We start from the raw sequence: 24,771 nt of genomic DNA, 5'->3' as shown, positions 1-24,771 counted from the left end.
TTTTTGTTTATTCCGCCGCGCAGGCAGCTTCTGGCTGTTTACGACCGGACATCAGCACTAACAGCAGGCCGAGTGCGGCAATAATTGCCCCCATCACCGGCACAAAACTGTATCCCAGCCCACCGGAAATCACCGCCCCGCCCGCTGCAGCCCCCAGCGCATTACCCAGGTTAAACGCACCGATATTCACGGAAGAAGAGAGACCTGGCGCTTCATGGGCGACACGCATCACCCGCATCTGAAGCGGTGGTACCACGGCAAAGGTGGCAGCACCCCACACGACCATTGCGATCGCTGCACCCCATTCGTTGCGTGCCAGCCACGGGATCGCAATCATGATGACAATCAGCAGGGTTAAAAAGCCTTTCAGCGTACCGCTCACGGAGCGATCGGCCAGTTTCCCGCCCAGATAGTTACCGATAGAGAAGCCCACGCCTATCAGCACCAGCATCGCGGTAATAAAGATCGGCGTCGCGTGGGTAATATCGTGCAGCACCGGTGAAATATAGGTGTAGAGGGTAAACATCGCACCGGCCCCCAGCACCGTGGTCAGCAGCGCGGAAAGCACCTGAGGACGCATCAGCACCGACAGCTCTTTGCGCACGTCAGGACGTTCCCCGGCGCTCCCCTTCGGTAAGGAGAAGAACAGCGCCACCATCGCCACCACGCCCAGCCCTGCTGTCGCCAGGAAAGACATTCGCCAGCCAATGACTTCACCCAGCCAGGTGGCCGCAGGCACACCGCCTATGTTGGCGATCGTCAACCCCATAAACATGGTCGCCACCGCGCTGGCCTGCTTGTGCTTCGGAACCACGCTTGCCGCAACAACCGAGCCCAGACCGAAAAATGCGCCGTGGTTCAGGCTGGTCAGAATACGCGACAGCATCAGAGTGGTGTAATCCGGCGCAATCGCGGAGAGCACGTTGCCCAGCGTAAAGATCGCCATCAAAAATATCAGCGCATTGCGACGCGCGCGGTGCGACAGCAGCAGCGTCATCAGCGGGGCCCCGACCATCACGCCGATGGCATAGGCGCTGATTAACATCCCGGCCGCAGGAATAGAGACGTCTACACCGCGTGCGATAACAGGCAGTAACCCCATCGGGGAGAATTCAGTGGTGCCAATCCCAAAGGCGCCAATCGCCAGGGCCAGCAGAGGAAAATTGATTTTCATGAGTCAACTCCGGATGCCGTGTCATCACACGACACAGAACTAAGAAGTCAAAAGCATGACATCAATCACAAAATTTGAGAAGTTAACATTTTGGCAAAAGATTTTTGCCGGAGAGGTAACAATAGGAAGCAAATGAAGAGGGAGAGGACTCTCCCCCCGCGTAAATCAGTGCAGCGCAGCCGTCAAACCACCGGCAACAATCAATGCCAGCACGATAAAGGTGGTCACCAGCGAAAACTTCAGATCGGAACTCATCAATTTTTCTCCTTTTAATCACCCCACGAAAAGTGAGCTTGCTCATTTTTACACAGTTTACGTCAAAAATCTTCCTGGATTTAAACTGATATCCACTTTAGCTCTTCCCCTTTTCATCAAGATAGGACAAAATTCCACGCTAAATTTATTAGCGTACCGGCCATTGACCCCCTCCTGACGTCCTGTGTCGTTTTCCCGGCGTGTCGCAACTCAAGATTGCGTAATAAGGGTGAGAGAAGGCAAACGTTTACCTTCAAGTTTTTCAGGAGTTTAGGATATGGTCTGGAGTGACATTGAATGGCAACAATAAAAGACGTAGCAAAACGCGCAAACGTTTCCACTACAACCGTATCACATGTAATTAACAAAACCCGCTTCGTCGCGGAAGAGACGCGCAACGCCGTCTGGGCGGCGATCAAGGAGTTACATTACTCCCCAAGTGCGGTTGCGCGCAGCCTGAAGGTGAATCACACCAAGTCGATTGGCTTGCTGGCGACCAGCAGTGAAGCGGCCTATTTTGCCGAAATCATCGAAGCCGTTGAGAAAAACTGCTTCCAGAAAGGCTATACGCTGATTCTGGGCAACGCGTGGAACAGCATTGAGAAGCAGCGCGCCTACCTGTCGATGATGGCGCAAAAGCGCGTCGATGGCCTGCTGGTAATGTGTTCCGAGTACCCAGAGTCCGTACTGTCCATGCTGGAAGAGTACCGCCACATCCCGATGGTGGTGATGGACTGGGGCGAAGCGCGCGCGGACTTCACCGATTCCGTTATCGATAATGCCTTTGAAGGCGGCTATATGGCCGGTCGTTATCTGATCGAACGCGGCCACCGCGAGATTGGCGTGATCCCGGGTCCGCTGGAGCGCAACACCGGTGCGGGCCGTCTGGCCGGGTTTATGAAGGCAATGGAAGAGGCACTCATCACCGTGCCGGAAAACTGGATCGTTCAAGGCGACTTTGAGCCGGAATCCGGTTACCGCGCAATGCAGCAGATTGTCTCCCAACCGCATCGCCCGACGGCTGTTTTCTGTGGTGGCGATATTATGGCGATGGGCGCACTCTGCGCCGCCGACGAGCTGGGCCTGCGGGTGCCGCAGGATATTTCCGTGATCGGGTATGACAACGTGCGTAACGCGCGCTTCTTCACCCCGGCGCTGACCACCATTCACCAGCCAAAAGACTCGCTGGGCGAAACGGCTTTCAACATGCTGATGGACAGGATCGTCAACAAGCGTGAAGAATCGCAATCGATTGAAGTTCACCCACGCCTCATCGAGCGCCGCTCCGTGGCGGACGGTCCGTTCCGCGACTATCGTCGTTAATCGCTTACGGAGCCAGTTATGCTGGCTCCCGTAGCCACTCCCGATTCAACGTTTCACTGTCTCCCAGATAATCCAGAAGCCAGGCCATCGCAGGCGACACGTCGTTTTGCTGCCAGGTCAGACAGCAGGCCGCATCCGGGAACGGATTTTCCAGCGTCAGCGCTGTCCACTCTCCGGTATCAATGCGCGGACGCGCGAAGTGAACGGGCACCATCGCCACGCACAGCCCCGCAGAAAGACAGGTTGCCGACGATTCCCAGTCAGGGGCCACCACGCGGCGCTGGTTGTCCAGGAGCCAGGTGATGCGCTTGGGCAGCGAGCGCGAGGTATCTTCCAGCACCAGCGATGGCCAGTTGCGCAGCGTGTCATCGCTGAGAGGGCCTTCCATTGCCGCCAGCGGATGATCGCGGGCGACAACGCAGGTCCAGCTCAGCATCCCCATATCGCGAAACGCATAGCGTCCCCCAACGGGGATCGCCTGCGTTGCCCCAATCGCCATCTCCACCCTGCCATCTGCCAGCGCATCCCAGACGCCGTTGAACACCTCCTGAGAGACCCGCAGTTCGACATCAGAAAAATGACGATAGAAATCCACGATCATTTGCCGGGTCCGTTCCGGCTTAACGATATTATCCACCGCGATGGAGAGATGGCCTCGCCAGCCGTTAGCGATCTGCTGACACTGCTCGCGGGTGATCTGCATTTTTTTGATGACAGAACGCCCTTCCTTCAAAAACCACGCCCCTGCAGGCGTTAATTCCACGTCGCGATGACGCCGCTCGAACAGCGGAACCGCCAGCCACTCTTCCAGCTGACGCACGGTGTAACTGATCGCCGAGGGTACGCGGTGTAACTCCTGCGCGGCACCGGTGAAACTGCCGTTACGGGCAACAGCATCCACCACTTCAAGAGAATAATCTGACCACATGTTCTGCCTGCAAAAAATTTGAATGCACTCAGCAAATATTAGCGTTTCACAAGCCGCTTTGCACTCCCTACACTCTGCGCAAACGTACACCTGCCTCCTCAGGAGAATAAAACAATGCAACCCAGGAAAGGATTTTTAGTCTGGCTCGGCGGCTTAAGCGTGCTGGGCTTTTTAGCGACCGACATGTATCTGCCCGCCTTTGCCGCGATGCAGGAAGATCTGCAAACCCCCGCAGCCGCTATCAGCGCCAGCCTGAGCCTGTTCCTCGCCGGTTTTGCCTTCGCACAGCTGCTCTGGGGACCGCTCTCCGACCGCTTTGGTCGTAAACCGGTGCTGCTGCTGGGTCTGGCTATTTTTGCCGTGGGCTGCCTGGGCATGCTGTGGGTACGCGACGCCACCTGGCTGCTGGTACTGCGATTCATTCAGGCCGTTGGCGTCTGTGCTGCAGCGGTCACCTGGCAGGCGCTGGTGACCGATTATTATCCGGCATCCCGCACTAACCGAATTTTCGCCACCATTATGCCGCTGGTCGGTCTCTCGCCTGCCCTCGCACCGTTGCTCGGAAGCTGGATCCTGGCCCATTTCGACTGGCAGGCGATCTTTGCGACGCTCTTTGCCATCACGCTGGTATTAATGCTGCCTGCGTTTTTCCTCAAGCCTGCACATAAAAAAGAGACACATCCTGACGCGAAGCCGATTACCTTTGCCTCGCTGCTGCGTTCAAAAGCCTATCGCGGCAACGTCCTGATTTACGCGGCCTGTTCCGCCAGTTTCTTCGCGTGGCTGACTGGCTCGCCATTCATTCTGCACGATATGGGATACAGCCCGGCGGCAATCGGCTTGAGTTATGTTCCACAGACCATCGCTTTCCTGGTCGGCGGCTACGGCTGTCGTGCAGCGTTGCAGAAGTGGGAAGGCCAGCAGATGTTGCCCTGGCTGCTGGTGCTGTTCGCGTTAAGCGTTTTCGGCACATGGGCCGTCGGCTTTATTCCGGGTACGGGCCTGACCGAAATTTTGATTCCGTTCTGCGTCATGGCAGTCGCTAACGGTGCTATTTACCCCATCGTGGTGGCGCAGGCGTTACGTCCGTTCCCACAGGCGACGGGACGCGCCGCCGCGCTGCAGAACACGTTACAGCTGGGTCTGTGCTTCCTGGCGAGTCTGGTGGTCTCTGCGTTGATTGCCACGCCGCTCCTGACCACCACCAGCGTGATGCTGGTGACCGTTGCGCTGGCTGCCCTTGGCTACCGTATGCAGTCTTCCGCTCAGCGCGAGCAGAATGCGCGTCAGAAGGTGGAAACATCGCACGCATAATCGCGCCAGAAATTATGTTAAGACATAGTGATTAGGTTGCTAAGAATTTTCTATTGAATCACCAAATTTTGAGGCCTATACTAAATTTGGTTCGATTAAATACGATAAATATTAAGTGTTAACGGGAGCCGGAGTGCTCCCGTTTTACCATGGAAGGCTTTTCGGCAAGGGTTATCTCCCTTCCTCTGTTCTACGTCGGATATTAGCCTCGCGGGCATTTACCGTGAGATTTCTCACAAACCCCAAAAAGCGTCTACGCTGTTTTAAGGTTCTGATCACAGCAAGGTGATGGAGAAGCTATGAGTTCATCGTGTATAGAAGAAGTCAGCGTTCCGGACGATAACTGGTCCCGGATCGTCAGTGAACTGTTGGGACGTGCGGGCATCACGATTAATGGGTCTTCCCCCGCCGATCCGCAGGTCAAACATCCCGATTTTTTTAAACGCGTCTTGCAGGAGGGATCGTTAGGCCTGGGCGAAAGCTATATGGACGGCTGGTGGGAGTGTGAACGTCTGGACATGTTTTTCTCCAGCGTATTGCGCGCCGGTCTTGAAAATCAGCTCCCTCGCCACTTCAAAGATACGCTGCGTATCGCCTCCGCTCGACTGTTCAATCTGCAAAGTAAAAAGCGGGCATGGATCGTCGGTAAAGAGCACTACGATCTCGGTAATGACCTGTTCAGCCGTATGCTTGATCCCTTAATGCAATATTCCTGCGGCTACTGGAAAAAGGCCACAACGCTTGAAGAGGCGCAGCAAGATAAACTGCGTCTAATCTGCGAGAAACTGCAGTTAAAACCGGGTATGCGCGTGCTGGATATCGGCTGCGGCTGGGGCGGTCTGGCGTATTTTATGGCGAAGCATTACGGTGCCAGCGTTGTGGGCGTGACGATTTCAGCTGAGCAACAAAAAATGGCGCAGGCACGCTGCCAGGAGCTGGATGTCGATATTCGGCTTCAGGACTACCGCGACCTGAACGAACAGTTCGACCGCATCGTTTCCGTTGGCATGTTCGAGCACGTGGGTCCGAAAAACTACAGAACCTATTTTGACGTTGCCGACCGAAACCTGAAGCCTGACGGTATTTTCCTGCTCCATACCATTGGTTCTAAGCGCACCGACAATAACGTCGACCCGTGGATCAATAAATACATCTTTCCGAATGGCTGTTTACCGTCCGTGCGCCAGATTGCTAACGCCAGCGAGCCCCACTTCATTGTGGAAGACTGGCATAACTTCGGCGCGGATTACGACACCACATTGATGGCATGGCACTCCCGTTTTCAGGAAGCCTGGCCTGAGATTGCAGACAACTATTCCGAACGGTTCAAACGCATGTTTAGCTATTACCTGAATGCCTGTGCGGGTGCGTTCCGTGCGCGGGATATTCAGCTCTGGCAGGTTGTTTTCAGTCGCGGCATTGAACACGGATTACGTGTCGCCCGCTAAAAAAATAACCCCGGATATCCGGGGTTATTTTTTATTCTTCCTCAACGGCTTTTATTATCGCCGCCTCTTTTGCCGCCAGGACGCGTTCAACGGTATCCACAACCGCCTGGGTTTGCGGATCGATTTCGATATTCACGCGATGCCCCAATTTTTTTGCGCCCAGCGTTGTGCGCTGCAGCGTTTCGGGAATTAAATGCACGCAAAAGCGCGTCGGCGTCACTTCTCCGACCGTGAGACTAATCCCATCAATACCAATAAATCCTTTATACAGGATGTATTTCATTAATGCGGGATCCTGAACTTTAAACCAGATTTGACGGTTATTTTCCGAGGTCACAATTTTTGCGACCTCGGCGGTGGTCATGATGTGGCCCGACATCAGATGGCCGCCGATCTCGTCGCTGAACTTCGCCGCGCGCTCAACGTTGACGGTATCCCCCACCACCAGTTCACCCAGGTTGGTGATACGCAGCGTCTCTTTCATTAAATCGAAGCTAATCTGGTTACCGTTAATTTCGGTCACCGTCAGGCAGCAGCCGTTATGTGCAATCGAGGCGCCGGTCTCTATGCCGTCGAGCATATATTCCGGCAGCTCAACCACGTGAGTGCGGAAATTGGGTTTTTCATCAATGGACACCACTTTGGCGGTGCCCTGCACAATACCAGTAAACATGCTTACAACTCCTGTTTTTTCCGGACGGTGGTGACACCGTTTAATCCCATCACAATAACAGTTGGAAAAACAGGTTGCCAGTGGAGCGCATTTTCTGGCGATTTTTTCACTAGATAAATAGTTAAAGCCCGCTACAATAGCTGGCACCCCCCTGCATTTTCTTCTTGCTGCCCGTTTCGGCGGCTTTTTTAGTCTCTCAAATAACTACAAAATAAAGGTGTTCACGTGCAGAAGTACATGAATGAAGCGCGCCAGTTATTGGCACTGGCTATACCAGTGATCATCGCGCAAGTGGCCCAAACCGCAATGGGATTTGTGGATACGGTAATGGCAGGTGGTTACAGCGCCACCGATATGGCTGCCGTGGCAATCGGCACTTCTATCTGGCTACCGGCCATCCTGTTTGGTCACGGTTTACTGCTCGCGCTCACGCCAGTTATTGCACAGCTGAACGGCTCGGGCCGCCGCGAGCGCATTGCCCACCAGGTTCGTCAGGGTTTTTGGCTGGCAGGGTTTGTCTCCGTGCTGATTATGGTGGTGCTCTGGAACGCCGGGCACATCATTCGCGCAATGGACAACATTGACCCGGCGCTGGCGGATAAAGCCGTGGGCTATCTGCGCGCCCTGCTCTGGGGCGCGCCTGGCTACCTCTTTTTCCAGGTGGCGCGTAACCAGTGTGAAGGTCTGGCAAAAACCAAGCCCGGTATGGTGATGGGCTTTATCGGTCTGCTGGTCAATATCCCGGTGAACTACATCTTTATTTACGGCCACTTCGGCATGCCGGAGCTGGGCGGCGTCGGGTGCGGCGTGGCGACGGCAGCCGTATACTGGGTGATGTTCTTCTCAATGATCACCTTTGTAAAACGCGCCCGTTCCATGCGCGATATTCGCAACGAGAAAAGATTTAGCACGCCGGACTGGAACATCATGACGCGCCTGGTGCAGTTAGGGCTGCCTATCGCGCTGGCGCTGTTCTTCGAAGTGACCCTGTTTGCCGTGGTCGCCCTGCTGGTCTCCCCGCTGGGCATTATTGATGTCGCGGGCCACCAGATTGCGCTGAACTTCAGTTCCCTGATGTTCGTCCTGCCGATGTCACTGGCCGCGGCGGTGACGATTCGCGTAGGCTTCCGTCTGGGCCAGGGATCAACGCTGGATGCGCAAACGGCCGCCCGGACCGGGCTGGGCGTCGGCGTCTGCATGGCCGTCTGTACGGCGCTCTTTACCGTTGCATTACGCGAGCAGATTGCGCTGCTCTACAACGACAACCCGGAAGTCGTCACGCTGGCGTCGCACCTGATGCTGCTGGCCGCAATTTACCAGATCTCTGACTCCATCCAGGTGATTGGCAGCGGCGTGCTGCGCGGATATAAAGATACGCGTTCTATTTTCTTTATAACGTTTATCGCCTATTGGGTGCTGGGACTGCCGACAGGCTACATCCTGGCGCTTACCGATCTGGTGGTTGATCGCATGGGTCCGGCAGGGTTCTGGATGGGCTTTATCATCGGTCTGACCTCTGCGGCCATCATGATGATGCTGCGTATGCGTTTTCTGCAACGCCAGCCTTCCATGGTCATTTTGCAACGCGCCGCACGTTAAACAGGCAGTAGCCGCCAGCTGGCGGCTACTTTCTCTTCACTTTGCGCGGTAATGAAGCAATCGCGTGAATTCAGAGAGAAAAATGCGTTTTCCCTCTTGCCTCAAAGATGCTGTGCCGCTAATATTCGTCCCCGTTGTCACCGACAACACGTTGCGTTCATAGCTCAGTTGGTTAGAGCACCACCTTGACATGGTGGGGGTCGTTGGTTCGAGTCCAATTGAACGCACCATTCTGCGTCCGTAGCTCAGTTGGTTAGAGCACCACCTTGACATGGTGGGGGTCGGTGGTTCGAGTCCACTCGGACGCACCATTTCAGTCCTGAAATGGTGCAAATCCTCTCTTTATGTTCTGAATTATCCCAATCTCCTGATTTCTTAATTATTCTCCTGCTACGCTTTTCTCATGACAAAAAAAGCAGGAAGAACGCCGATGAAGAAAATCGCGATTATTGGCTCCGGCCCAACAGGGATTTACACCTTTTACGCACTTCTTAAAAATCCGCAGCCGCTTTCGATCTCCGTCTTTGAACAAGCTGATGAAGCTGGCGTGGGTATGCCCTATAACGACGACGAAAACTCTCGTCTGATGCTGGCGAACATTGCAAGCATTGAAATCCCGCCCATTTTTATGACCTATCTCGACTGGCTTAAGGGCCAGAGCGAAGCCCATCTGGCGCGCTTTAAGGTTGATAAAGCCCGTTTGCATGACCGGCAGTTCCTGCCCCGGCTCCTGCTGGGTGAGTATTTCCGCGACAGCTTTCTCACGGTTGTAAAAGAGGCTAAAAAATTAGGATTCAAGGTCGAGATCCACGAATCCTCGGAAGTCACAGATATCGAGGTCAACTCAAACGCCATCACGCTTTCAGTTAACGGTGATGCGTTCGCCGATCGGTATGACCTTGCGGTTATCGCCACCGGTCACGTCTGGCCAGACGAAGATGAAGCCACGCGCACGTTCTTCCCAAGCCCGTGGTCAGGACTCATGGACGCCGAAATCCGCCCCTGTAAGGTTGGCATTATGGGAACGTCTTTGAGCGGTCTGGACGCGGCCATGGCGGTGGTGATGCAGCATGGTCAGTTTGTGGACGACGCGTTCATTCTGGATAAAGGAAGCGAGGCGCTAAAAATTGTCCTGATGTCCCGGACCGGCATTTTACCAGAGGCCGATTTTTACTGCCCGATCCCTTACGAGCCGCTGTCGGTACTGACTGAATTCGTGGTTCAAACCGAGATTGCCAAAGGAGCAGACGGCTTGCTGGACCGCATCTTCGCCCTGATGGTTAAAGAGCTTGAACTTGCCGACCCGGCGTGGTGCGAGGCCATATCGCTGTGGCAACAGGACGCAGACAGCCTTCGCGAGGCGTGGTTTGAAGAGCGTAAACAGCACGGTCCCTTTACCTGGGCGGAAGAGAATCTCAAAGAGGTCGAGCGAAACAAACGTGAACGGCGCACCGTGGCCTGGCGCTATACCGTACTTCGCCTGCACGAGATCGTTGCAGAAATCGTACCCGCCCTGAACGAAAAGGACAGAGCGCGGTTCAAAGCCGGGCTGGAGCGCGTGTTTATTGATAACTATGCCGCCATCCCCCCTCAGTCTATTCGCAGGCTGCTTGCCCTGCGCGAGGCGGGGCTCATAAGCGTAGTGGCATTGGGTGAGGATTACACTCTGGATATCGGTAGTGCTCAAACGGTCATTACCACCAAAGAGCACCGCTACCGCTTCGACGTCTTTATTGATGCGCGCGGGCAGAAACCCCTCAAGACAAAAGATTTACCCTTCCCGTCCTTGCGTAAACTGCTACAAACGACAGGCGACGATATACCCGATGTTGGTGAAGATTACACGCTGCTGGCGCCCGATACGCTTCGCGGACGTATTGCCTTTGGTGCGATACCGTGGCTGATGCACGACCGCCCCTTTGTACAGGGGCTGGCAGAGTGCGCAGAGATTGGGGAAGCAATGGCAAAAGCGGCAAATAAACCTGCGTCGGTTACGCGCAAAAAGTTACCTTTTATGGAAAACTGACAGGGCCTCCCTGCCCTGAACGGTCTGATTACTCGAAGAAAACCTCCGGGTTTTCAGACAGAGAGATAAAGGTTTTCGTCGCTTTATCCAGCGCGCGAATGTCGCCGCTTTCAATGTCGTACACCCAGCCGTGCAGTCGGATGGAATTATTACGCAGGCCCACCGCGACGGACGGGTGGGTCTTAATGTTGCTCAGCTGCGCAAACACGTTCTCCTGCACCATCGCATTCACTTTATCGATTGGCTGGTCCCAGGATTTCTTCTCCACCACGGCTTTCGCCGCATCAGAGTAGCGCAGCCAGTGGGAGACCGCAGGCATCGGCTCCAGGTTGGCATTGTCGGCAATCGCTTTCATCGCACCGCAGTTAGAGTGGCCACATATCACGATATCGGTCACGCCCAGCGCCACAACCGCGTATTCGATAGTGGCGGAAACGCCGCCCGGCTCTGGCCCGAACGGCGGCACAATATTGCCAGCATTACGAATGACAAAGAGTTGTCCTGGCTCTTGTTGCGTGACCAGTTCTGGCACCAGTCGGCTGTCGGAGCAGGAGATGAACAGCGCTTTGGGATTCTGGCTGGACGCTAAACTGCGGAAGAGCTCTTTACGTTGCGGGAAAATCTCTTTTTGAAAGCTGAGAAAACCTTCAATGATATGTTGCATAGCAATTTCTCTTTTATCTGTTGTAGTTTAGGTATGATCGCGATCACACTCGTAAAGTTTACCCACCGTGCTTTACTTCAGACAAGCAATATATTTTTGGCCCGACCGCTGCACAATATCGTCCGCGAAAGCCTGGATGTTCTGCCCCTCGAACGCGCCATACAGACGCTCAAATTTTCTGCCTTCAAGGCGATGGGTGACGGACGCAACGGTGTGGGCGGGTAGCGGAAGCATATTCGGATAGCTCCACATAAATGAAACGGCGTCTTTCCCCGGCGTGACCTGCAGGATATCCCCCGCCAGCAAAACCCCATCGCCCTCCTGCCAGTGCAGCACCGTTCCGCCCGCAAAGTGGCCGCCGAGACGCAGCAACGTCACGGAGGGGACAATCTCCAGCGTTTCGCCTTGCCAGAAGTGAATGGCCGGACTGTCGCGCATGACCCACTCCCGATCGCTCGCATGAAGATACACCGGCGCGTCGAACGTCTCCGCCCAGTCCTGCATGGTGGTGTAATAGTGAGGGTGTGAAATGGCGATGGCACTGATACCCCCGAGGGCGGCGATCAGCGTTCGGGTTGCCGGGTCGAGGTTGGCGATGCAATCCCACAAAATGTTGCCGTGTGGGGTGCGCAGCAGCAGTGCCCGTTGATTGATGGCAAAGGCGGGCACCGTTTTGATGCTAAAGAGCTGCGGTTCAAGCTGCTGCCATTTGTTGGTATGCGCGGCAGTGACGGTTTCAAGTTCGGTCCACGCCTGCCCGGTAACTGGAACATACTGGCGTTCATCCTCGCAGACAGGGCATCTGTCGGGTTGGAACGCATACGAGGTCCCGCAGGCTTTACAGAGTATAATCATGTGCTTTCCTCAGTGACAACGCACTGAGTATGGCAGGGATTATCCTTATGTGCTGCGAGGTACATTCCTGGTTTTTTTTGCCCTATACTGTGCCAGTATCAAAAACTGAACATAGCAGGTGCCACATGGAAATTGATCTCGATAACCTGGTCTTTAACGGACTGGATGAAGCAGAAGAGCGTAACGCCGAACGTCTGGACGACGCAGACAAAAAAGCGCAGGCGATGGTTGCCGATGATGACTGCGGCGACGCCTGCAAGATCTGATTGCAAAGCACCGGTAAAGCCGGTGCTTTTTTTGATGTTACTTCTTCAGCCCGTCAATGGCTGCCTGAGCACAGGCCTCATCCAGATGACCGCCCGGCGCCCCGCCGATACCAATCGCCCCGATCACCTCATCGCCCTCTTTAACGGGTAAGCCACCCGCCAGCAGCAGGAAGCCTGGGATATCACGCATATTCTGCGCACCCGCGTTGTTCTGCGCCGCTTCCATCACTTTGCCTGAGGCATTCTTCGCGCTGAGCGCCGTGAAGGCTTTCATTTCACTGGCTTTGACCGTATGTGGGCCCGCATTATCGGTGCGCTGTACCGCTTTCACCACACCCGCACGGTCAACCACGGTCACCGAAACCTGATAGTTCTTCGCCAGACACGCCTGAACGGCAGAGTTTGCCAGCGCATTGGCCTGCGCCAGGGAGAGATTTTTCTGGCTCACGGAATCTGCCTGCGCAGTCAGACTTACGCTACCCGCGACCAGCGCTGCCGCCATCATTAACTTTTTCATTGCATAACCTCGAATAGAATAACTGAAAACCCTTCGAGGATACCGGGACAGGCAACGACGCGTAATTCGGTTGATTACGCACGCATCCTGGTAATTATACGGATTGCAATTTATCGTACTCGCGGCTTGCCTGAACCAGGCTCGTGACGCCCAGCTTGGCAAACGCAGCTGCACGATGCGCTTCCACCGTGCGCGGCGACAGGTTAAGCCGCGCCGCCACCTCTTTATTGCTGAGCCCTTCCATCAACACCGCCAATACCTCATGTTCCCTCGCGGTGAGTTGTTCAAAGCGCACTTTTATGCGTGAGATCGCCTGCCAGTCGGCGAACCGTCTCTGGCTCTCCTCACACGCCAGCCCCACGGATTCGATAAGCTTGTCCGCATCCAGCGGCTTGGTGAAAAACTCAAAGACGCCGTTACGGAACGCCCGGCGGCAGGCGTCGACGCTGCCGTGTCCGGTCATGATAATTACCGGCAGCAGCGGCCACGGCCACTCGCCCTCTTCCAGCCACGTCAGCCCCCCTTTTCCCGGCATGCGCATATCCAGCAGCAGGCAGCCGACGAGCGTTGAGTCCTTAACATGGGCCGAGGTAAACGCGTCGATACTCCCGAATGTCTTCACCTCCCAGCCCATGCCCGAAAGTAAAAATGCCATCGATTCTCTGATGGATTCATCGTCATCGATCAGCCAGATGATATTATCCATGCGTCGTCTCCTTTCCATTAGCCAGTTGCAGGACGATTCGCGCCCCTCCCTCCGGCGAATTCCCCAGCGTAATCGATCCGTTCATGCGCGTCATCAGTGACTCCGTTAAGGTCATCCCCAGGCCAATTCCCTCTTCTCTGCCGCTGTAAAACGGCATAAAGGCATTCTGTAGCGCCTCCGGGCTAAAACCGGGGCCGCCATCCGTCACGATGACCTGAATGCCATTTGCGCCTTTCCGGCTTTCGATCCGCACCCAACCCTGCGCGTTCGCCTGTTGAGCCTGAATCGCATTGCTGAGCAGATTGTGCAGTACCTGCTCAAGCCAGAGTCTGTCAGCCAGAACCGTCGTTGCCTCCGGTGTAAACGCATGGGTGACGATAATATGTTCAGCGCGTCTCTCGTGCTCCAGTAAATTCACAACCTGCTGCCAGCATTGCGCCAGGTCGGTTTCGCGCAGCGTCACTTTCTCCTGCACCACGTGTTCACGAAAACGGGTTAACAGGGCGCTGATACGCTGTGTTTGCACCAGCGCTGCTGCCAGTGCCTGGGACACCGCCTGTGGATTGTCCAGCTTTTGCTGCCGCTGCGCGCCCTGGATCCAGGTCTGCACGGCCGTGAGCGGCTGGTTGATCTCATGGACAATACCCGCAGTGATCTCCCCCAGCGTGTTGAGTCGGGCATGCTGGTAATACAAAGCGCGCTGCTCTGCGTCTCGTCTTGCCTTGCGCTGCCAGAGCGCCACGCTGCCCACCGCAATGACCATTCCCCATCCGAGAAAGACGGCCAGGAAGATAAACCACTGAATCCCGAGCCAGTCCGGCTGAGCATCGGCTGAAAGCACGAAGGGTTGCGTTACCTGTGGGAAGGAGCGTGCCCAGTGCCAGAAGGCATCTGAAGAGTGTAGTTCGCTACGCTTCGAATAAGAGACGTCGAGGCGCTCAAAGGCATGATGCGTATTGAGTAGTGGGGCAAGATCCACCCGTACACGGATTTGCCGCCAGGGATTGTAGAGCCAGTATTGTCGATCGCTGGCGGGCTCAACGCGGGCGGCGTCCAGCGCGCGTCCGGTTGTTTTCTCCAGCGCAAGAAGATGGGGGAATTTTTTATTCAGTGCCGTGATGTCTTCATTACCGCTCAGTAGCGGCAAGACAGACTCGTTCTGCGTAAGGACGGCGCTAATCTCAGAAAAGAGCACCGAATACTCGCGATCGCGCTCCCAGAACTGACGGCGGATCTGTTCCACATATAGCAACACACTGCTTATCAGACAGATCGCCACCCATACGGCGATGCTGCGCTTTATCATCTTTTTTATACTCATCGCGTTAACTGGCACCGTCATTCAGGCTACCGACATTACCAGTTAACGTTGATGAGAACAAAAAACGCGGGCGGTATTAGATCTCCGGCGTTTTGCTAAAGCCGGTCAGCATCAGGAGCATACTTTGCGGAGATGACGCCGTCTCAAACTGGTAATGATTTCCCTGACGATCGCCGCCGATATACCACGAAATCTCGGTTTTCCCTTCTGCCAGCGCCTTGCGCACCGCTTTATCCACGTCCACCATCCGGTATTCGCGGGAGTGGTTAAGGTAAAGCACCGCATCCGAACGGTAGTTGCAGGCTGGCCGCGTATGCCAGCTCACGCGGGTCGGATCCCAGTCATTGCTCGCCGGATAGAAGAAAATTTGATCCGCGCCGTTGGTTTCCACTTTCCCGCCATAAATACGCACGCGGTATTTAAACTGCGACGGTTCCTGCCCGACAGGCAGCGGCGGAATGTTGAACTTCACCAGCGACAGCGTTTCGCTGTTTTTCGTGCGCCCGCCGTTCTGCCAGTTATCCTGCACCAGCAGGACCTGTGGTTCCGGCTGGGAAAGCGCTGGCTCCAGGCTGCTAAGCCAGACGTTGGCCTTCGCTTTTGAGTAGCCATACGGAACGGTGGTGCCGCAGTCTATCCCGCGGTTCATGCAGAGATCGGTCATAAAGCGCGCGGCGTCCTCCGTCCAGCCGTTCATGAAGTCCGCATGCGCCGTGTACAGGCTTCCCCACCGCTCTTCGCGCTCGCTGCCGTGCATGATAGGGTCGAGAGAAAGCTGCGCTTTGCTGGTATCCAGAGCGCTAATCGTCGGGAGCACGTACGCAATATTCATGTTCACGGTCGGAATTTTCACCGGGAAAGCAGACGGGCACTGCCCTTTCGTGTCGTAGGTGGCGTTGTTCATCCCGTGAGCGGGCTTCAGGTTGACCCCGTCCCAGCAGTTCGGAAACTGAATGCCGATATTAAACTGCACGGCATCGTTCGCCTTGCGCAAGCCGCACACTTCGCCCGTTTTGGTGGTGTAGCCTTTGCCGTTGGCGCATAAGAACGTAATATGGGGATTCGGCGCGGTGCCATGATGATCGCCCGCCAGCAGCGACAGCCCCGCCGGGAAAGGGTGCAGCGGCCAGGCGTCAACGTTCGAGGCCTGATAGTAGGTTTTTTGATAGGCGGGTTTGACCACCGTTCCGTCAGGCAACCTCAGAGAGGGTGCCCAGTAGGCCGAGCTGTCGGCTTTGTTATCACAGGTGGTCTTTTCATCTCTACGCAGCGATTCGCGGCTGGAGAAGGCATCCGTTTGCACGTTGCCAAAAAAATCGTGCAGCATGGCCTCGTTGGGCATGCCGTACATCATAATGGCATCATCGCCGAGCGTGTGGGAGTAACCGCAGACGACGTGCGCCTGTGGTGCAGCGTGCGCCGCCTGCATGGCAATCAGTAATGCGGTGGTTGTAAGTGTGGTGGTTAATACTGTCCGTTTCATTATCATCTCCATCTCTGAAAGGAGATAGTGGTAACAAAACGGCTATCGTTTACCGAGGATTTGCCTGCGTATTTTTCCGCTCATCCCTGCTTTACAGTCATCACGCACAGCTCATTCCAGTACATTTCGCGCGTCCGGCGCAACTCAGCGTGACGTTTTATCATAGAACCACTCCGGATCGATGTTGGCAACGTCCACGCCATACAGGCTGGCGACAGGCAGTATCGACTCAAGAACCCGTTGCGCGCTGTTCTCCGCATTGACCTGCCGGGTCGCAAAAAACCGCCGTAACGTGCTTATCCATTTTTTCATTGTCTTTACCCCTCTTCGCTTTGCCTGACCTCAGTTAAACACTCAACTTCGGCGCGAGGGAAATACCAATATCGTCTGTTCATGTGCAGTATCTGCAAATAGCGTCCCCTTTCATTTACCTGTTCATAACACCCTGTTCACTAATGCTTTTTTGCTTATAGCAAAGAACGATTTCTTATTTGGCGATAGCTTTCGCTTATGGGAGCGTAAAGGGACAAAACAAAAAACGACGGGATGACGTATGACTATGGCAGCAAAAACGAAAGGGTTTAACAAACGGACATGGGTTCTGGGATTACTGGCAGCCGGGAGCCTGCTTTCAGCGCAGGTACAGGCCGATCAGCTGGCGGATATTAAGGCCGCAGGGGTGGTGAAAGTCGCCACCTTTGACGCCAATCCGCCGTTTGGCTCTATTGATGCAAAGACGCACGACATCGTGGGTTACGACGTGGACTTTGCCAAAGCGCTGGCAAAATCACTCGGCGTGAAGCTTGAACTGGTTGCCACCAATCCGGCGAACCGAATTCCGTTGCTTCAGTCCGGTAAAGCAGATCTGATCGTGGCGGATATCACCATCACCCCGGAACGCGCACAGGTGATTGATTTCTCCACCCCCTATTTCGTGACCGGCCAACAGTTCCTGGTCCCCGCCAAATCACCCGATAAGCTGGATGAATACAGCCGGGCACGCATTGGTGCGGTGAAAGGGACAACGGGCGAGCAGGCGCTGCACCAGCGTTTCCCGCAGTCTCGCGTGCTCTCTTATGATGATATTCCTCTGGCGCTGACGGCGCTGCGCAACGGCAACGTGCAAGCCATCACCCAGGACAGCACTATTCTTGCAGGCCTGCTGGCACAGGCCCCGGATAAAGCGAACTTTAAAATCCTGCCCGATCTGCTCAGCAAGGAAGAGATTGGCGTTGGGGTGAAAAAAGGTGAAACCGCGCTGCTGAAGGCCGTTAACGACGAACTGGTTAATCTCGAGAAGAACGGCCAGGCGGCAAAAATCTACGATGTCTGGTTTGGCCCAAACACGCCCGCTCCACAGCCTCGCGCCTTTAAAATAGAAGCCCAGTAATATGCTCTCAGGTTTATTTTCACACTCCGCGGCCGGTGCCGCGGATTTTTCACATCTGGAACACGCCAGCGTCGAGTTTCGTGACGTCGTAAAACGTTACGGCGACCATGAGGTATTAAAAGGCATTAACCTCAGCATTTCTCCGGGTGAAGTGGTGGCGATCCTCGGTCCATCCGGTTCGGGGAAATCGACGTTGATCCGTCTTATCAACCAGCTTGAAACCCTCAGTGACGGCGACATTCTGATTGATAACAAACCCACCGCCCGGCTTGCCACTGCGGCACTGCGCCAGTTACGCAGCCGCGTCGGTTTTGTGTTCCAGCAATTTAACCTTTACGCCCACCTCACCGCCAGCCAGAACATTACCCTGGCGCTGGAGCACGTTCACGGCTGGAAGCCGCAGCCCGCCCAGGAGCGCGCGCTGGCGCTGCTGGAAAAGGTCGGGATGCTGGAAAAAGCCCATCATTTTCCCGCACAGCTTTCCGGCGGCCAGCAGCAGCGCGTGGCGATTGCTCGCGCGCTGGCCTCGTCGCCGCAAATCATTCTCTTTGATGAACCGACGTCAGCCCTCGATCCCGAGATGATTGGCGAAGTGTTATATGTGATGAAAGCCCTCGCCCACAGTGGGATCACCATGATTGTGGTGACGCACGAAATGCAGTTTGCCCGGGAGATTGCTGACCGGATCGTCTTTATCGACGGCGGACACATTCTCGAAACCGCCCCGCCTGCGCAATTTTTCAGTCAACCGTCGCATCCACGCGCCCAGCGGTTCCTGCAAAAAGTGCTCGACCCGCTTCACCAGGAGCCGCTGTAATGGCCGCGCTCGACTGGCAGGGAGTGCTGACCGGGCAGCCCCTGCAGTGGATAGTATCCGGTTTTCTCACCACGCTGTGGGTCACGCTCGCGGGCGTGGTACTTGCCACCCTGCTTGCGCTGTTTTTTCTGCTGCTTCGCCTCTCCGCAGGACGGTTCGGTCATGCCGTCGTCAGCGGGTGGGTCTCGCTGTTTCGCAACACGCCGCTGCTGGTGCAGCTCCTGTTCTGGTACTTCGCCGCCTGGAACGGGCTGCCGCTCGGGTTTCGGGAGGTCGTGAATGCCGATCACGCCTGGTCGATTTTGCCCGGTGACGTCTGGTGGTTCACGCCTGAATTTTTATGTTCTGCCTGGGGGCTGGGCGTGTTCACCTCGGCCTTTTTAATTGAGGAGATTGAGTCCGGGCTGCGTTCCGTCCCCAACGGACAGCGGGAGGCGGCGCTGGCGCAGGGGTTTTCTGCCTGGCGGTTATTCCGCTACATTCTGCTGCCGCAAGGACTGGCGAATGCCTGGCAGCCTGTCGTCGGTCAGTATCTCAACCTGATGAAGCTCTCCTCGCTCGCCAGCGGCATTGGCTTTGCCGAACTCACCTATCAGGTGCGGCAGATTGAAAGCTATAACGCGCACGCGCTGGAGGCCTTTACCGTGGGAACCGCACTGTATCTGCTTACCGGCGTGCTAATGGGTATGCTACTGACGCGACTCGGCCCCCGCGCAGGGAGGACTCAGCATGATTGCCGGATTTAACGTGATTGTTGATAACCTGGATTATCTGCTGTGGGGACGTGCTGCTGCGGGTGAACCCGGTGGCGTGTTGCTCTCGCTGCTGATGGCCGCAGGAGCCGCCATACTTGCTCTGCCCTGCGGAATTGCGCTGGCGTGCGCCGCGTGGCGCTATCCCGGGCTTGTGCGTAAGGCGCTGTTCCTGTGGGCAGAGTTGATACGCGGCATTCCGCTCATCTTTGTGATTTTCTGGATGTGGTATCTGCTGCCGCTGATGACCGGCGGCGATCTGCCCGGCGCCCTTACCGTGACGCTGGCGCTGGCCTGGTTCACGGCGGCATCGGTTATGCATTCGGTACTCGCCGGACTAAACGCGTTGCCCGCCGGGCAATATGAAGCGGCACTGACTCAGGGATTCAGCACGCGGCAAACCTTGTGGCGCGTGCTGCTCCCGCAGGTGATGCGCAATATTCTGCCGTCTCTGGTGGGGATATTTATCAGCCTGCTGAAGGATACGTCGCTGGCGTTTATTGTGAACGTACCTGAACTGACCACCGTGGCGGGCCAGGTGAACAACCGGGTGCAAATCTACCCGGCGGCCATTTTTATCTTTACGGGGGTGGTTTACTACCTGCTGTGCTGCTCGCTTGAGCAACTCGCGAAGCGCTGGCGCATTACCCGGCCAGCGCTTTAACCACCGTTTCCATCGCTTCGGTTGTCAATTCACTGCGTTTGACGCGCTGGTTCGCCAGCGCGGTTCGCAGCACACCAGCAATCACAATATGCTTTGGCTCCTGCCCTAAATCACGCATTTCGAGAACGACCTTGCCGACCACCCGACACATCTCCTGGTACAGCGCTTCGTCTTTGGTCACATTGCCCATTGCCTTCACTCCATTGCCCTAAAGCGCCAGCTTAAATGATTCATCGGCTGGATACAAAAAAGAAGCCCGACGAGAGACTCGCCGGGCTTCATCTCAAAAATCAGCTAATTAGTTGTTTACGGGAATGACCGCGCCTTTGTATTTGGTGCGGATCCAGTCCTGAATCTCTTTGGAGTGCAGGACGTTCACCAGCGCAACGATATCTTTTTTCTTCTCATCACCGCGGTGTACGGTAATGATGTTGGCGTACGGGTTATTTTCACCACTCTCTACCGCAATCGGATCGTGAACCGGGTCCAGACCTGCATCAATCGCGTAGTTGGCGTTGATCACCACCGCAGCGCCTTCATCGTTGTTATACATCTGCGGCAGAAGAGACGCTTCGACGTTAGGTGTGAACTGCAGTTTTTTGGGGTTTTCGACGATATCGCTGATGCGCGCGGTCACTTTATCAATGCCCGGCTTCAGCTTGATCACGCCCTCTTTCTCGAAGATAGAGAGAATGCGACCCTCTTCGGAGACCGCGTCACGCATGATGATCTTGCCGCCTTCCGGCAGGTCTTTCAGCGACTTGTATTTTTTAGAGTAGATACCGATTGGCTCAATGTGGATCGCGCCTGCGCTGACAAAATCGTAGTCTTTATCGCCCGCATGATCTTTCAGCACGCTGTTCAGGTAAGGAATATGCTGGAAATAGTTCGCATCGATGTCACGTCCCGCCAGCGCGGTGTTAGGCAGAATGTAGTCCTGGAACGGTTTAATCTCCAGGTCGATACCCTGCTTCGCCAGAATCGGCTTCGCCTGCTCCAGAATTTCGGCGTGCGGCGTGTTGGACGCGCCTACGGTCAGCGTGTCAGCCCAGGAGGCGAAGCTCAAGGCGATCAGGGTTGCTGCGGCGATCAGTGTCAGTGTCTTTTTCATGATGATGGTTCCTGTGTGTTATTCGTGTTTATCTTTTATCTAACAGTGAAGTAATGATGTCGCCGCAGAACTGGATAATGAAAACGATGATTAAAATGGTCACCGTTGCCACCAGCGTGACGTCACCATGGTTGCGCTGGAATCCTTCCAGATAAGCCAGATTTCCCAAACCGCCGGCACCAATCACCCCCGCCATTGCGCTGTAGCTCACCAGCGCAATCAGCGTCACCGTAATACCTGAAACCAGTGCAGGTGATGATTCCGGCAGTAAAACCCGAAACACTAACGTGCTCAGTCGTGCGCCCATCGAGCGCGTTGCTTCTATAACGCCTTTATCCACTTCACGCAGGGCGATTTCCACCAGGCGTGCGTAGAACGGTGCTGCGCCCACAATCAGCGCCGGGAGTGCCGCGTTGGCGCCAAGGATGGTCCCCACGATGGTTTTCGTGAACGGGATCAGCAATACAATCAGGATGATGAACGGAATGGAGCGGAAAACGTTCACCACAATCGAAATCACACTGTAGACCGTGCGGTTATGGAACAGCCCGCCGCGCGCGGTTAAAAACAGCGCCAGACCGAGCACGAGCCCCAGAACAAAGGTCGCCACGCCGGAGAGCGCGGTCATGTACAGCGTCTCCTGGGTTGCTGCCCACAGCTGGTCCCACTTCAGATGCGGAAAGAGATCCTCAGCCATGTTTAATCACCTCGCCTTCAATATCGCTGTGCTGCAGGTCGGCGAGGATATTGTTCAGTTGTTCATCAGATGCCACTACGTGCACCCAGAGTTGCCCGAAAACACCGTGGGCGGTTTGCGTCATTTTTCCGTGCAGGATGTTAAACGGCAGGCCATAGCGCAGCGTTAATTCACCGACAACAGGCTTATGCGTGCTATGTCCGGTAAAGGTCAGCTTGATAACCGTGCCTTCCAGTTCATTTGCCAGCTCAGCGTTGAAGGTCTCTTCCTCGGCGTACTGGCTCACCTGACGAACAAACTGTTGCGTGATGGGCTGTTGCGGATGGGTAAAGACGCTCAGGACGTCGCCCTCTTCCACCACCTTGCCATTCTCCATCACCGCCACGCGGTCGCAGATTTTGCGCACCACGTGCATCTCGTGGGTGATCAGCACGATAGTGAGTTTGAAACGACGGTTAATATCCAGCAGTAGATCGAGGATCTGATCGGTGGTCTGTGGGTCAAGAGCCGACGTGGCTTCGTCGCAGAGCAGCACGTCCGGGTTATTGGCCAGCGCGCGCGCAATGCCCACGCGCTGTTTTTGCCCGCCGCTCAGCTGGGACGGGTACGCATTCTCGCGCCCTTTCAGGCCGACCAAATCCACCAGCTCAGCAACGCGCGCCTTGATATTGGCTTTAGGCACGCCCGCGATTTGCATCGAGAAGGCGATGTTCTCGTTAACCGTTCGCGACCAGAGCAGGTTGAAATGCTGGAACACCATGCTGATCTTCAGTCGCGCCTGTCGTAAGGCTTCGCCCTTAGCGGCAGAAATATTCTGCCCGTTGATGGTTACGCTGCCGGTACTGGGTTTTTCCAGACCGTTCAGCAGGCGGATAAGCGTACTTTTCCCGGCGCCGCTGTAACCGATAATCCCGTAAATCTGTCCCTGCGCTATCGTCAAATTGACATTATCAACGGCTGTCAGTGCCACCTTTCCGTTGTCAAAAACCTTCGAAATATTGCTCAGTACAATCATTCTTATTCGTTATCCGTTCCGCTCATGGCGGTTTAGCAGTATGGATGTCCAAACGATAGTAAACAGGCGTTATCAGGTTTTAAATGAACAAAAAAGAATGTGTTATAACTTTCGGAAATAAACCGTGAATTTAACGGCTGGAAAGCATTTAGATCATTTTCAGCAATGATTATCTGCCATACGCATATTCGATGGCTGACCCGCTGAAAAAATGGTCATTTTTGCAGCATTTTATCCCGATATAGCCATCCTCACATCCAGACAACTTTACGTCTTGCTGTCCTTACATCCGAAAACATGCTGAATATTCCTTTCTGTTCTAAAAGGCAGTGAAACGTTCTTTATTGAGAAATTTTCATGGTCCTATCATCCGGTCATGACCTCGTTAAAGGAAAAAGACCATGACGATTTATCACTCCGTCACCGAACTGATTGGCCACACGCCGCTTATCCAGCTGCACAAACTCGATACCGGTCCCTGCTCCTTGTTTCTGAAGCTGGAAAACCAAAATCCCGGCGGCTCGATTAAAGACCGCGTTGCGCTGTCGATGATCAACGAAGCGGAGCGCACCGGCCAACTGCAGCCGGGTGGCACGATTATAGAAGCGACGGCGGGCAATACCGGCCTCGGCCTGGCCCTGATCGCCGCGCAGAAAGGCTACTCGCTGATCCTGGTAGTACCCGACAAAATGAGCCGCGAAAAGATTTTCCACCTGCGCGCGCTGGGGGCTCAGGTGGTGTTGACCCGCTCCGATGTGAATAAGGGGCATCCGGCCTATTACCAGGATTACGCCCAGCGTCTGGCCAACGAGCTGCCCGGCGCGTTTTACATCGACCAGTTCAATAATGAGGCCAACCCGTTGGCGCACCGCACCACGACGGCGCCGGAACTGTTTGAACAGCTTGATGGGCGGATCGACGCCATTGTTGTCGGCGTGGGCTCTGGCGGCACGCTGGGCGGATTACAGGCGTGGTTTGCGGAACATTCCCCCGATACGGAGTTTGTCCTGGCAGACCCGGCCGGATCGGTTCTGGCCGATCAGGTGGAAACCGGACGCTATCACGATGCAGGCTCATGGCTGGTTGAAGGGATTGGCGAAGACTTTATTCCGCCGCTGGCCCACATCGAAGGGGTGAATCGCGCCTGGCGCATCACCGACCGCGAAGCCTTCACCACCGCACGCGATCTGCTGAAAACGGAAGGCATTCTGGCGGGCTCCTCCAGCGGCACGCTGCTGGCGGCGGCGCTGAAATATTGTCAGGCGCAGACACGCCGAAACGCGTGGTCACCTTCGCCTGCGACAGCGGCAATAAATATCTCTCGAAGATGTTCAACGATGACTGGATGCGTCAGCAAGGGCTCATCACGCGTCCTCAGGCTGGCGATCTCTCCGACTATATTGCCCTGCGTCACGATGAAGGTGCCACCGTCACCGCCGCCCCGGATGACACGCTTTCAACCGTACTGGCGCGCATGCGTTTGTATGACATCTCCCAGCTTCCGGTGCTGGAGAACGGCAAGGTGGTGGGCATCATCGACGAGTGGGATCTGCTGCGGCATATCGGCGGCGATGGCGATCGCTTCGCCCTTCCGGTAACGGCAGCCATGACGCGTCAGGTGGAGTTCCTTGATAAACACGCCCCTGAGAGCGCCCTGAACGCTATTTTCGACCGTGGCCTGGTGGCCGTTATTAATGACAACGACCGCTTTTTGGGTCTGATCACGCGCAGCGACGTCCTGACCGCCTGGCGCAACCGTCTACAACAATAAAG

At 55.4% G+C, this 24,771-nt stretch carries 25 protein-coding genes, 2 tRNA genes and 1 pseudogene; 13 read left to right on the top strand and 15 right to left on the bottom strand.

What is annotated here, in order from left to right; genetic code table 11:
- Positions 1–7 precede the first annotated feature (7 nt).
- Positions 8–1,174, bottom strand: a complete 1,167-nt coding sequence (locus EXW94_RS02585) for an MFS transporter (RefSeq protein WP_010430305.1) — start codon at positions 1,172–1,174, stop codon at positions 8–10.
- A gap of 165 nt (positions 1,175–1,339) precedes the next feature.
- On the bottom strand, positions 1,340–1,429 hold the full coding sequence (locus tag EXW94_RS02580) for a YnhF family membrane protein (protein WP_042717882.1): 90 nt from the start codon (positions 1,427–1,429) through the stop codon (positions 1,340–1,342).
- A gap of 297 nt (positions 1,430–1,726) precedes the next feature.
- On the opposite strand from EXW94_RS02580, the gene purR reads away from it, so the two are divergent.
- Positions 1,727–2,752 carry an HTH-type transcriptional repressor PurR gene (gene purR, locus EXW94_RS02575; protein WP_010430302.1) on the top strand — a complete coding sequence of 342 codons (1,026 nt, stop codon included), beginning with the start codon at positions 1,727–1,729 and terminating at the stop codon, positions 2,750–2,752.
- A 16-nt stretch (positions 2,753–2,768) separates the two neighbouring features.
- Here purR and punR read toward each other — a convergent pair whose 3' ends face one another.
- Positions 2,769–3,680 (bottom strand): DNA-binding transcriptional activator PunR, encoded by a 912-nt coding sequence (gene punR / locus EXW94_RS02570; protein WP_174339410.1) that lies wholly within the window; start codon positions 3,678–3,680, stop codon positions 2,769–2,771.
- A 114-nt stretch (positions 3,681–3,794) separates the two neighbouring features.
- Here punR and punC point away from each other — a divergent pair, with 114 nt between their 5' ends.
- A complete protein-coding gene (gene punC / locus EXW94_RS02565) occupies positions 3,795–4,994 on the top strand; it encodes a purine nucleoside transporter PunC (RefSeq protein ID WP_174339409.1) in 1,200 nt (399 codons plus the stop codon).
- Between the two features lie 299 nt (positions 4,995–5,293).
- On the top strand, positions 5,294–6,442 hold the full coding sequence (cfa, locus tag EXW94_RS02560) for a cyclopropane fatty acyl phospholipid synthase (RefSeq protein ID WP_148399465.1): 1,149 nt from the start codon (positions 5,294–5,296) through the stop codon (positions 6,440–6,442).
- Positions 6,443–6,473: 31 nt separating this feature from the next.
- Here the strand turns inward: cfa and EXW94_RS02555 are convergent, their stop codons facing one another.
- Positions 6,474–7,115: a riboflavin synthase gene (locus EXW94_RS02555; protein ID WP_010430291.1), complete on the bottom strand. Its 642-nt coding sequence runs from the start codon at positions 7,113–7,115 to the stop codon at positions 6,474–6,476.
- Positions 7,116–7,340: 225 nt separating this feature from the next.
- On the opposite strand from EXW94_RS02555, the gene mdtK reads away from it, so the two are divergent.
- The 4 genes from mdtK (at position 7,341) to EXW94_RS02535 (ending at position 10,740) form a co-directional block, all read left to right on the top strand.
- Positions 7,341–8,714, top strand: a complete 1,374-nt coding sequence (gene mdtK / locus EXW94_RS02550) for an MdtK family multidrug efflux MATE transporter (protein ID WP_108416850.1) — start codon at positions 7,341–7,343, stop codon at positions 8,712–8,714.
- A gap of 153 nt (positions 8,715–8,867) precedes the next feature.
- Positions 8,868–8,944: transfer RNA gene (locus EXW94_RS02545), tRNA-Val, on the top strand.
- 4 nt (positions 8,945–8,948) lie between these two features.
- Positions 8,949–9,025 (top strand) — tRNA-Val (locus EXW94_RS02540).
- A gap of 119 nt (positions 9,026–9,144) precedes the next feature.
- A complete protein-coding gene (locus EXW94_RS02535; protein WP_174339408.1) occupies positions 9,145–10,740 on the top strand; it encodes an FAD-NAD(P)-binding protein in 1,596 nt (531 codons plus the stop codon).
- Between the two features lie 28 nt (positions 10,741–10,768).
- On the opposite strand, the gene EXW94_RS02530 is transcribed toward EXW94_RS02535, so the two are convergent.
- The gene (locus tag EXW94_RS02530; protein ID WP_010430283.1) at positions 10,769–11,404 is read right to left on the bottom strand and encodes a carbonic anhydrase; all 636 of its coding nucleotides are present in this window, start codon (positions 11,402–11,404) and stop codon (positions 10,769–10,771) included.
- A 72-nt stretch (positions 11,405–11,476) separates the two neighbouring features.
- A complete protein-coding gene (locus EXW94_RS02525) occupies positions 11,477–12,259 on the bottom strand; it encodes an MBL fold metallo-hydrolase (protein WP_174339407.1) in 783 nt (260 codons plus the stop codon).
- A 125-nt stretch (positions 12,260–12,384) separates the two neighbouring features.
- Between EXW94_RS02525 and EXW94_RS02520 the strand changes: the two genes are divergently transcribed.
- Entirely contained in the window at positions 12,385–12,525 is a 141-nt protein-coding gene (locus tag EXW94_RS02520; RefSeq protein WP_010430278.1) for a hypothetical protein, read from the top strand.
- Positions 12,526–12,562: 37 nt separating this feature from the next.
- On the opposite strand, the gene EXW94_RS02515 is transcribed toward EXW94_RS02520, so the two are convergent.
- From EXW94_RS02515 to EXW94_RS02495, 5 genes are all read right to left on the bottom strand, one after another.
- Complete coding sequence (locus EXW94_RS02515) at positions 12,563–13,042, bottom strand: heme-binding protein (protein ID WP_126543829.1); 480 nt, start codon at positions 13,040–13,042, stop codon at positions 12,563–12,565.
- Between the two features lie 94 nt (positions 13,043–13,136).
- Complete coding sequence (locus EXW94_RS02510) at positions 13,137–13,748, bottom strand: response regulator transcription factor (RefSeq protein WP_174339406.1); 612 nt, start codon at positions 13,746–13,748, stop codon at positions 13,137–13,139.
- Positions 13,741–15,054 (bottom strand): sensor histidine kinase, encoded by a 1,314-nt coding sequence (locus EXW94_RS02505; RefSeq protein WP_250901285.1) that lies wholly within the window; start codon positions 15,052–15,054, stop codon positions 13,741–13,743. The genes EXW94_RS02510 and EXW94_RS02505 overlap by 8 nt, the downstream gene beginning before the upstream one ends.
- A gap of 91 nt (positions 15,055–15,145) precedes the next feature.
- Entirely contained in the window at positions 15,146–16,552 is a 1,407-nt protein-coding gene (locus EXW94_RS02500; protein ID WP_174339404.1) for a DUF1996 domain-containing protein, read from the bottom strand.
- 144 nt (positions 16,553–16,696) lie between these two features.
- The gene (locus tag EXW94_RS02495; RefSeq protein WP_042713742.1) at positions 16,697–16,864 is read right to left on the bottom strand and encodes a hypothetical protein; all 168 of its coding nucleotides are present in this window, start codon (positions 16,862–16,864) and stop codon (positions 16,697–16,699) included.
- Positions 16,865–17,111: 247 nt separating this feature from the next.
- On the opposite strand from EXW94_RS02495, the gene EXW94_RS02490 reads away from it, so the two are divergent.
- The 4 genes from EXW94_RS02490 to EXW94_RS02475 are packed head-to-tail and all read left to right on the top strand — an operon-like array spanning position 17,112 to position 20,175.
- Positions 17,112–17,942 (top strand): ABC transporter substrate-binding protein, encoded by an 831-nt coding sequence (locus EXW94_RS02490; protein ID WP_174339926.1) that lies wholly within the window; start codon positions 17,112–17,114, stop codon positions 17,940–17,942.
- A 1-nt stretch (position 17,943) separates the two neighbouring features.
- Entirely contained in the window at positions 17,944–18,759 is an 816-nt protein-coding gene (locus EXW94_RS02485; RefSeq protein ID WP_010430263.1) for an amino acid ABC transporter ATP-binding protein, read from the top strand.
- Positions 18,759–19,505, top strand: coding sequence for an amino acid ABC transporter permease (locus EXW94_RS02480; RefSeq protein WP_174339403.1), 747 nt, complete (start codon positions 18,759–18,761; stop codon positions 19,503–19,505). The genes EXW94_RS02485 and EXW94_RS02480 overlap by 1 nt, the downstream gene beginning before the upstream one ends.
- On the top strand, positions 19,489–20,175 hold the full coding sequence (locus tag EXW94_RS02475; RefSeq protein ID WP_010430258.1) for an amino acid ABC transporter permease: 687 nt from the start codon (positions 19,489–19,491) through the stop codon (positions 20,173–20,175). Before EXW94_RS02480 ends, EXW94_RS02475 begins: the two co-directional genes overlap by 17 nt.
- Here EXW94_RS02475 and fumD read toward each other — a convergent pair.
- The 4 genes from fumD to EXW94_RS02455 form a co-directional block, all read right to left on the bottom strand.
- Positions 20,156–20,365, bottom strand: a complete 210-nt coding sequence (gene fumD / locus EXW94_RS02470) for a fumarate hydratase FumD (protein WP_008500615.1) — start codon at positions 20,363–20,365, stop codon at positions 20,156–20,158. The two genes, EXW94_RS02475 and fumD, sit on opposite strands and share 20 nt — an antisense overlap.
- Positions 20,366–20,473: 108 nt before the next feature.
- Positions 20,474–21,286, bottom strand: coding sequence for a MetQ/NlpA family ABC transporter substrate-binding protein (locus EXW94_RS02465; protein ID WP_174339402.1), 813 nt, complete (start codon positions 21,284–21,286; stop codon positions 20,474–20,476).
- Between the two features lie 28 nt (positions 21,287–21,314).
- Positions 21,315–21,983: a methionine ABC transporter permease gene (locus EXW94_RS02460; protein WP_010430251.1), complete on the bottom strand. Its 669-nt coding sequence runs from the start codon at positions 21,981–21,983 to the stop codon at positions 21,315–21,317.
- Entirely contained in the window at positions 21,976–22,998 is a 1,023-nt protein-coding gene (locus tag EXW94_RS02455; protein WP_089599778.1) for a methionine ABC transporter ATP-binding protein, read from the bottom strand. The genes EXW94_RS02460 and EXW94_RS02455 overlap by 8 nt, the downstream gene beginning before the upstream one ends.
- A 401-nt stretch (positions 22,999–23,399) precedes the next feature.
- Here EXW94_RS02455 and EXW94_RS02450 point away from each other — a divergent pair.
- A pseudogene (locus EXW94_RS02450) lies at positions 23,400–24,769 on the top strand (pyridoxal-phosphate dependent enzyme).
- The last annotated feature ends 2 nt before the right edge of the window (positions 24,770–24,771 follow it).

The sequence above is a fragment of the Enterobacter sp. JMULE2 genome (assembly GCF_013337145.1).
GTDB lineage: Bacteria > Pseudomonadota > Gammaproteobacteria > Enterobacterales > Enterobacteriaceae > Enterobacter > Enterobacter mori.
This window is presented reverse-complemented; position numbering and strand designations above follow the sequence as displayed.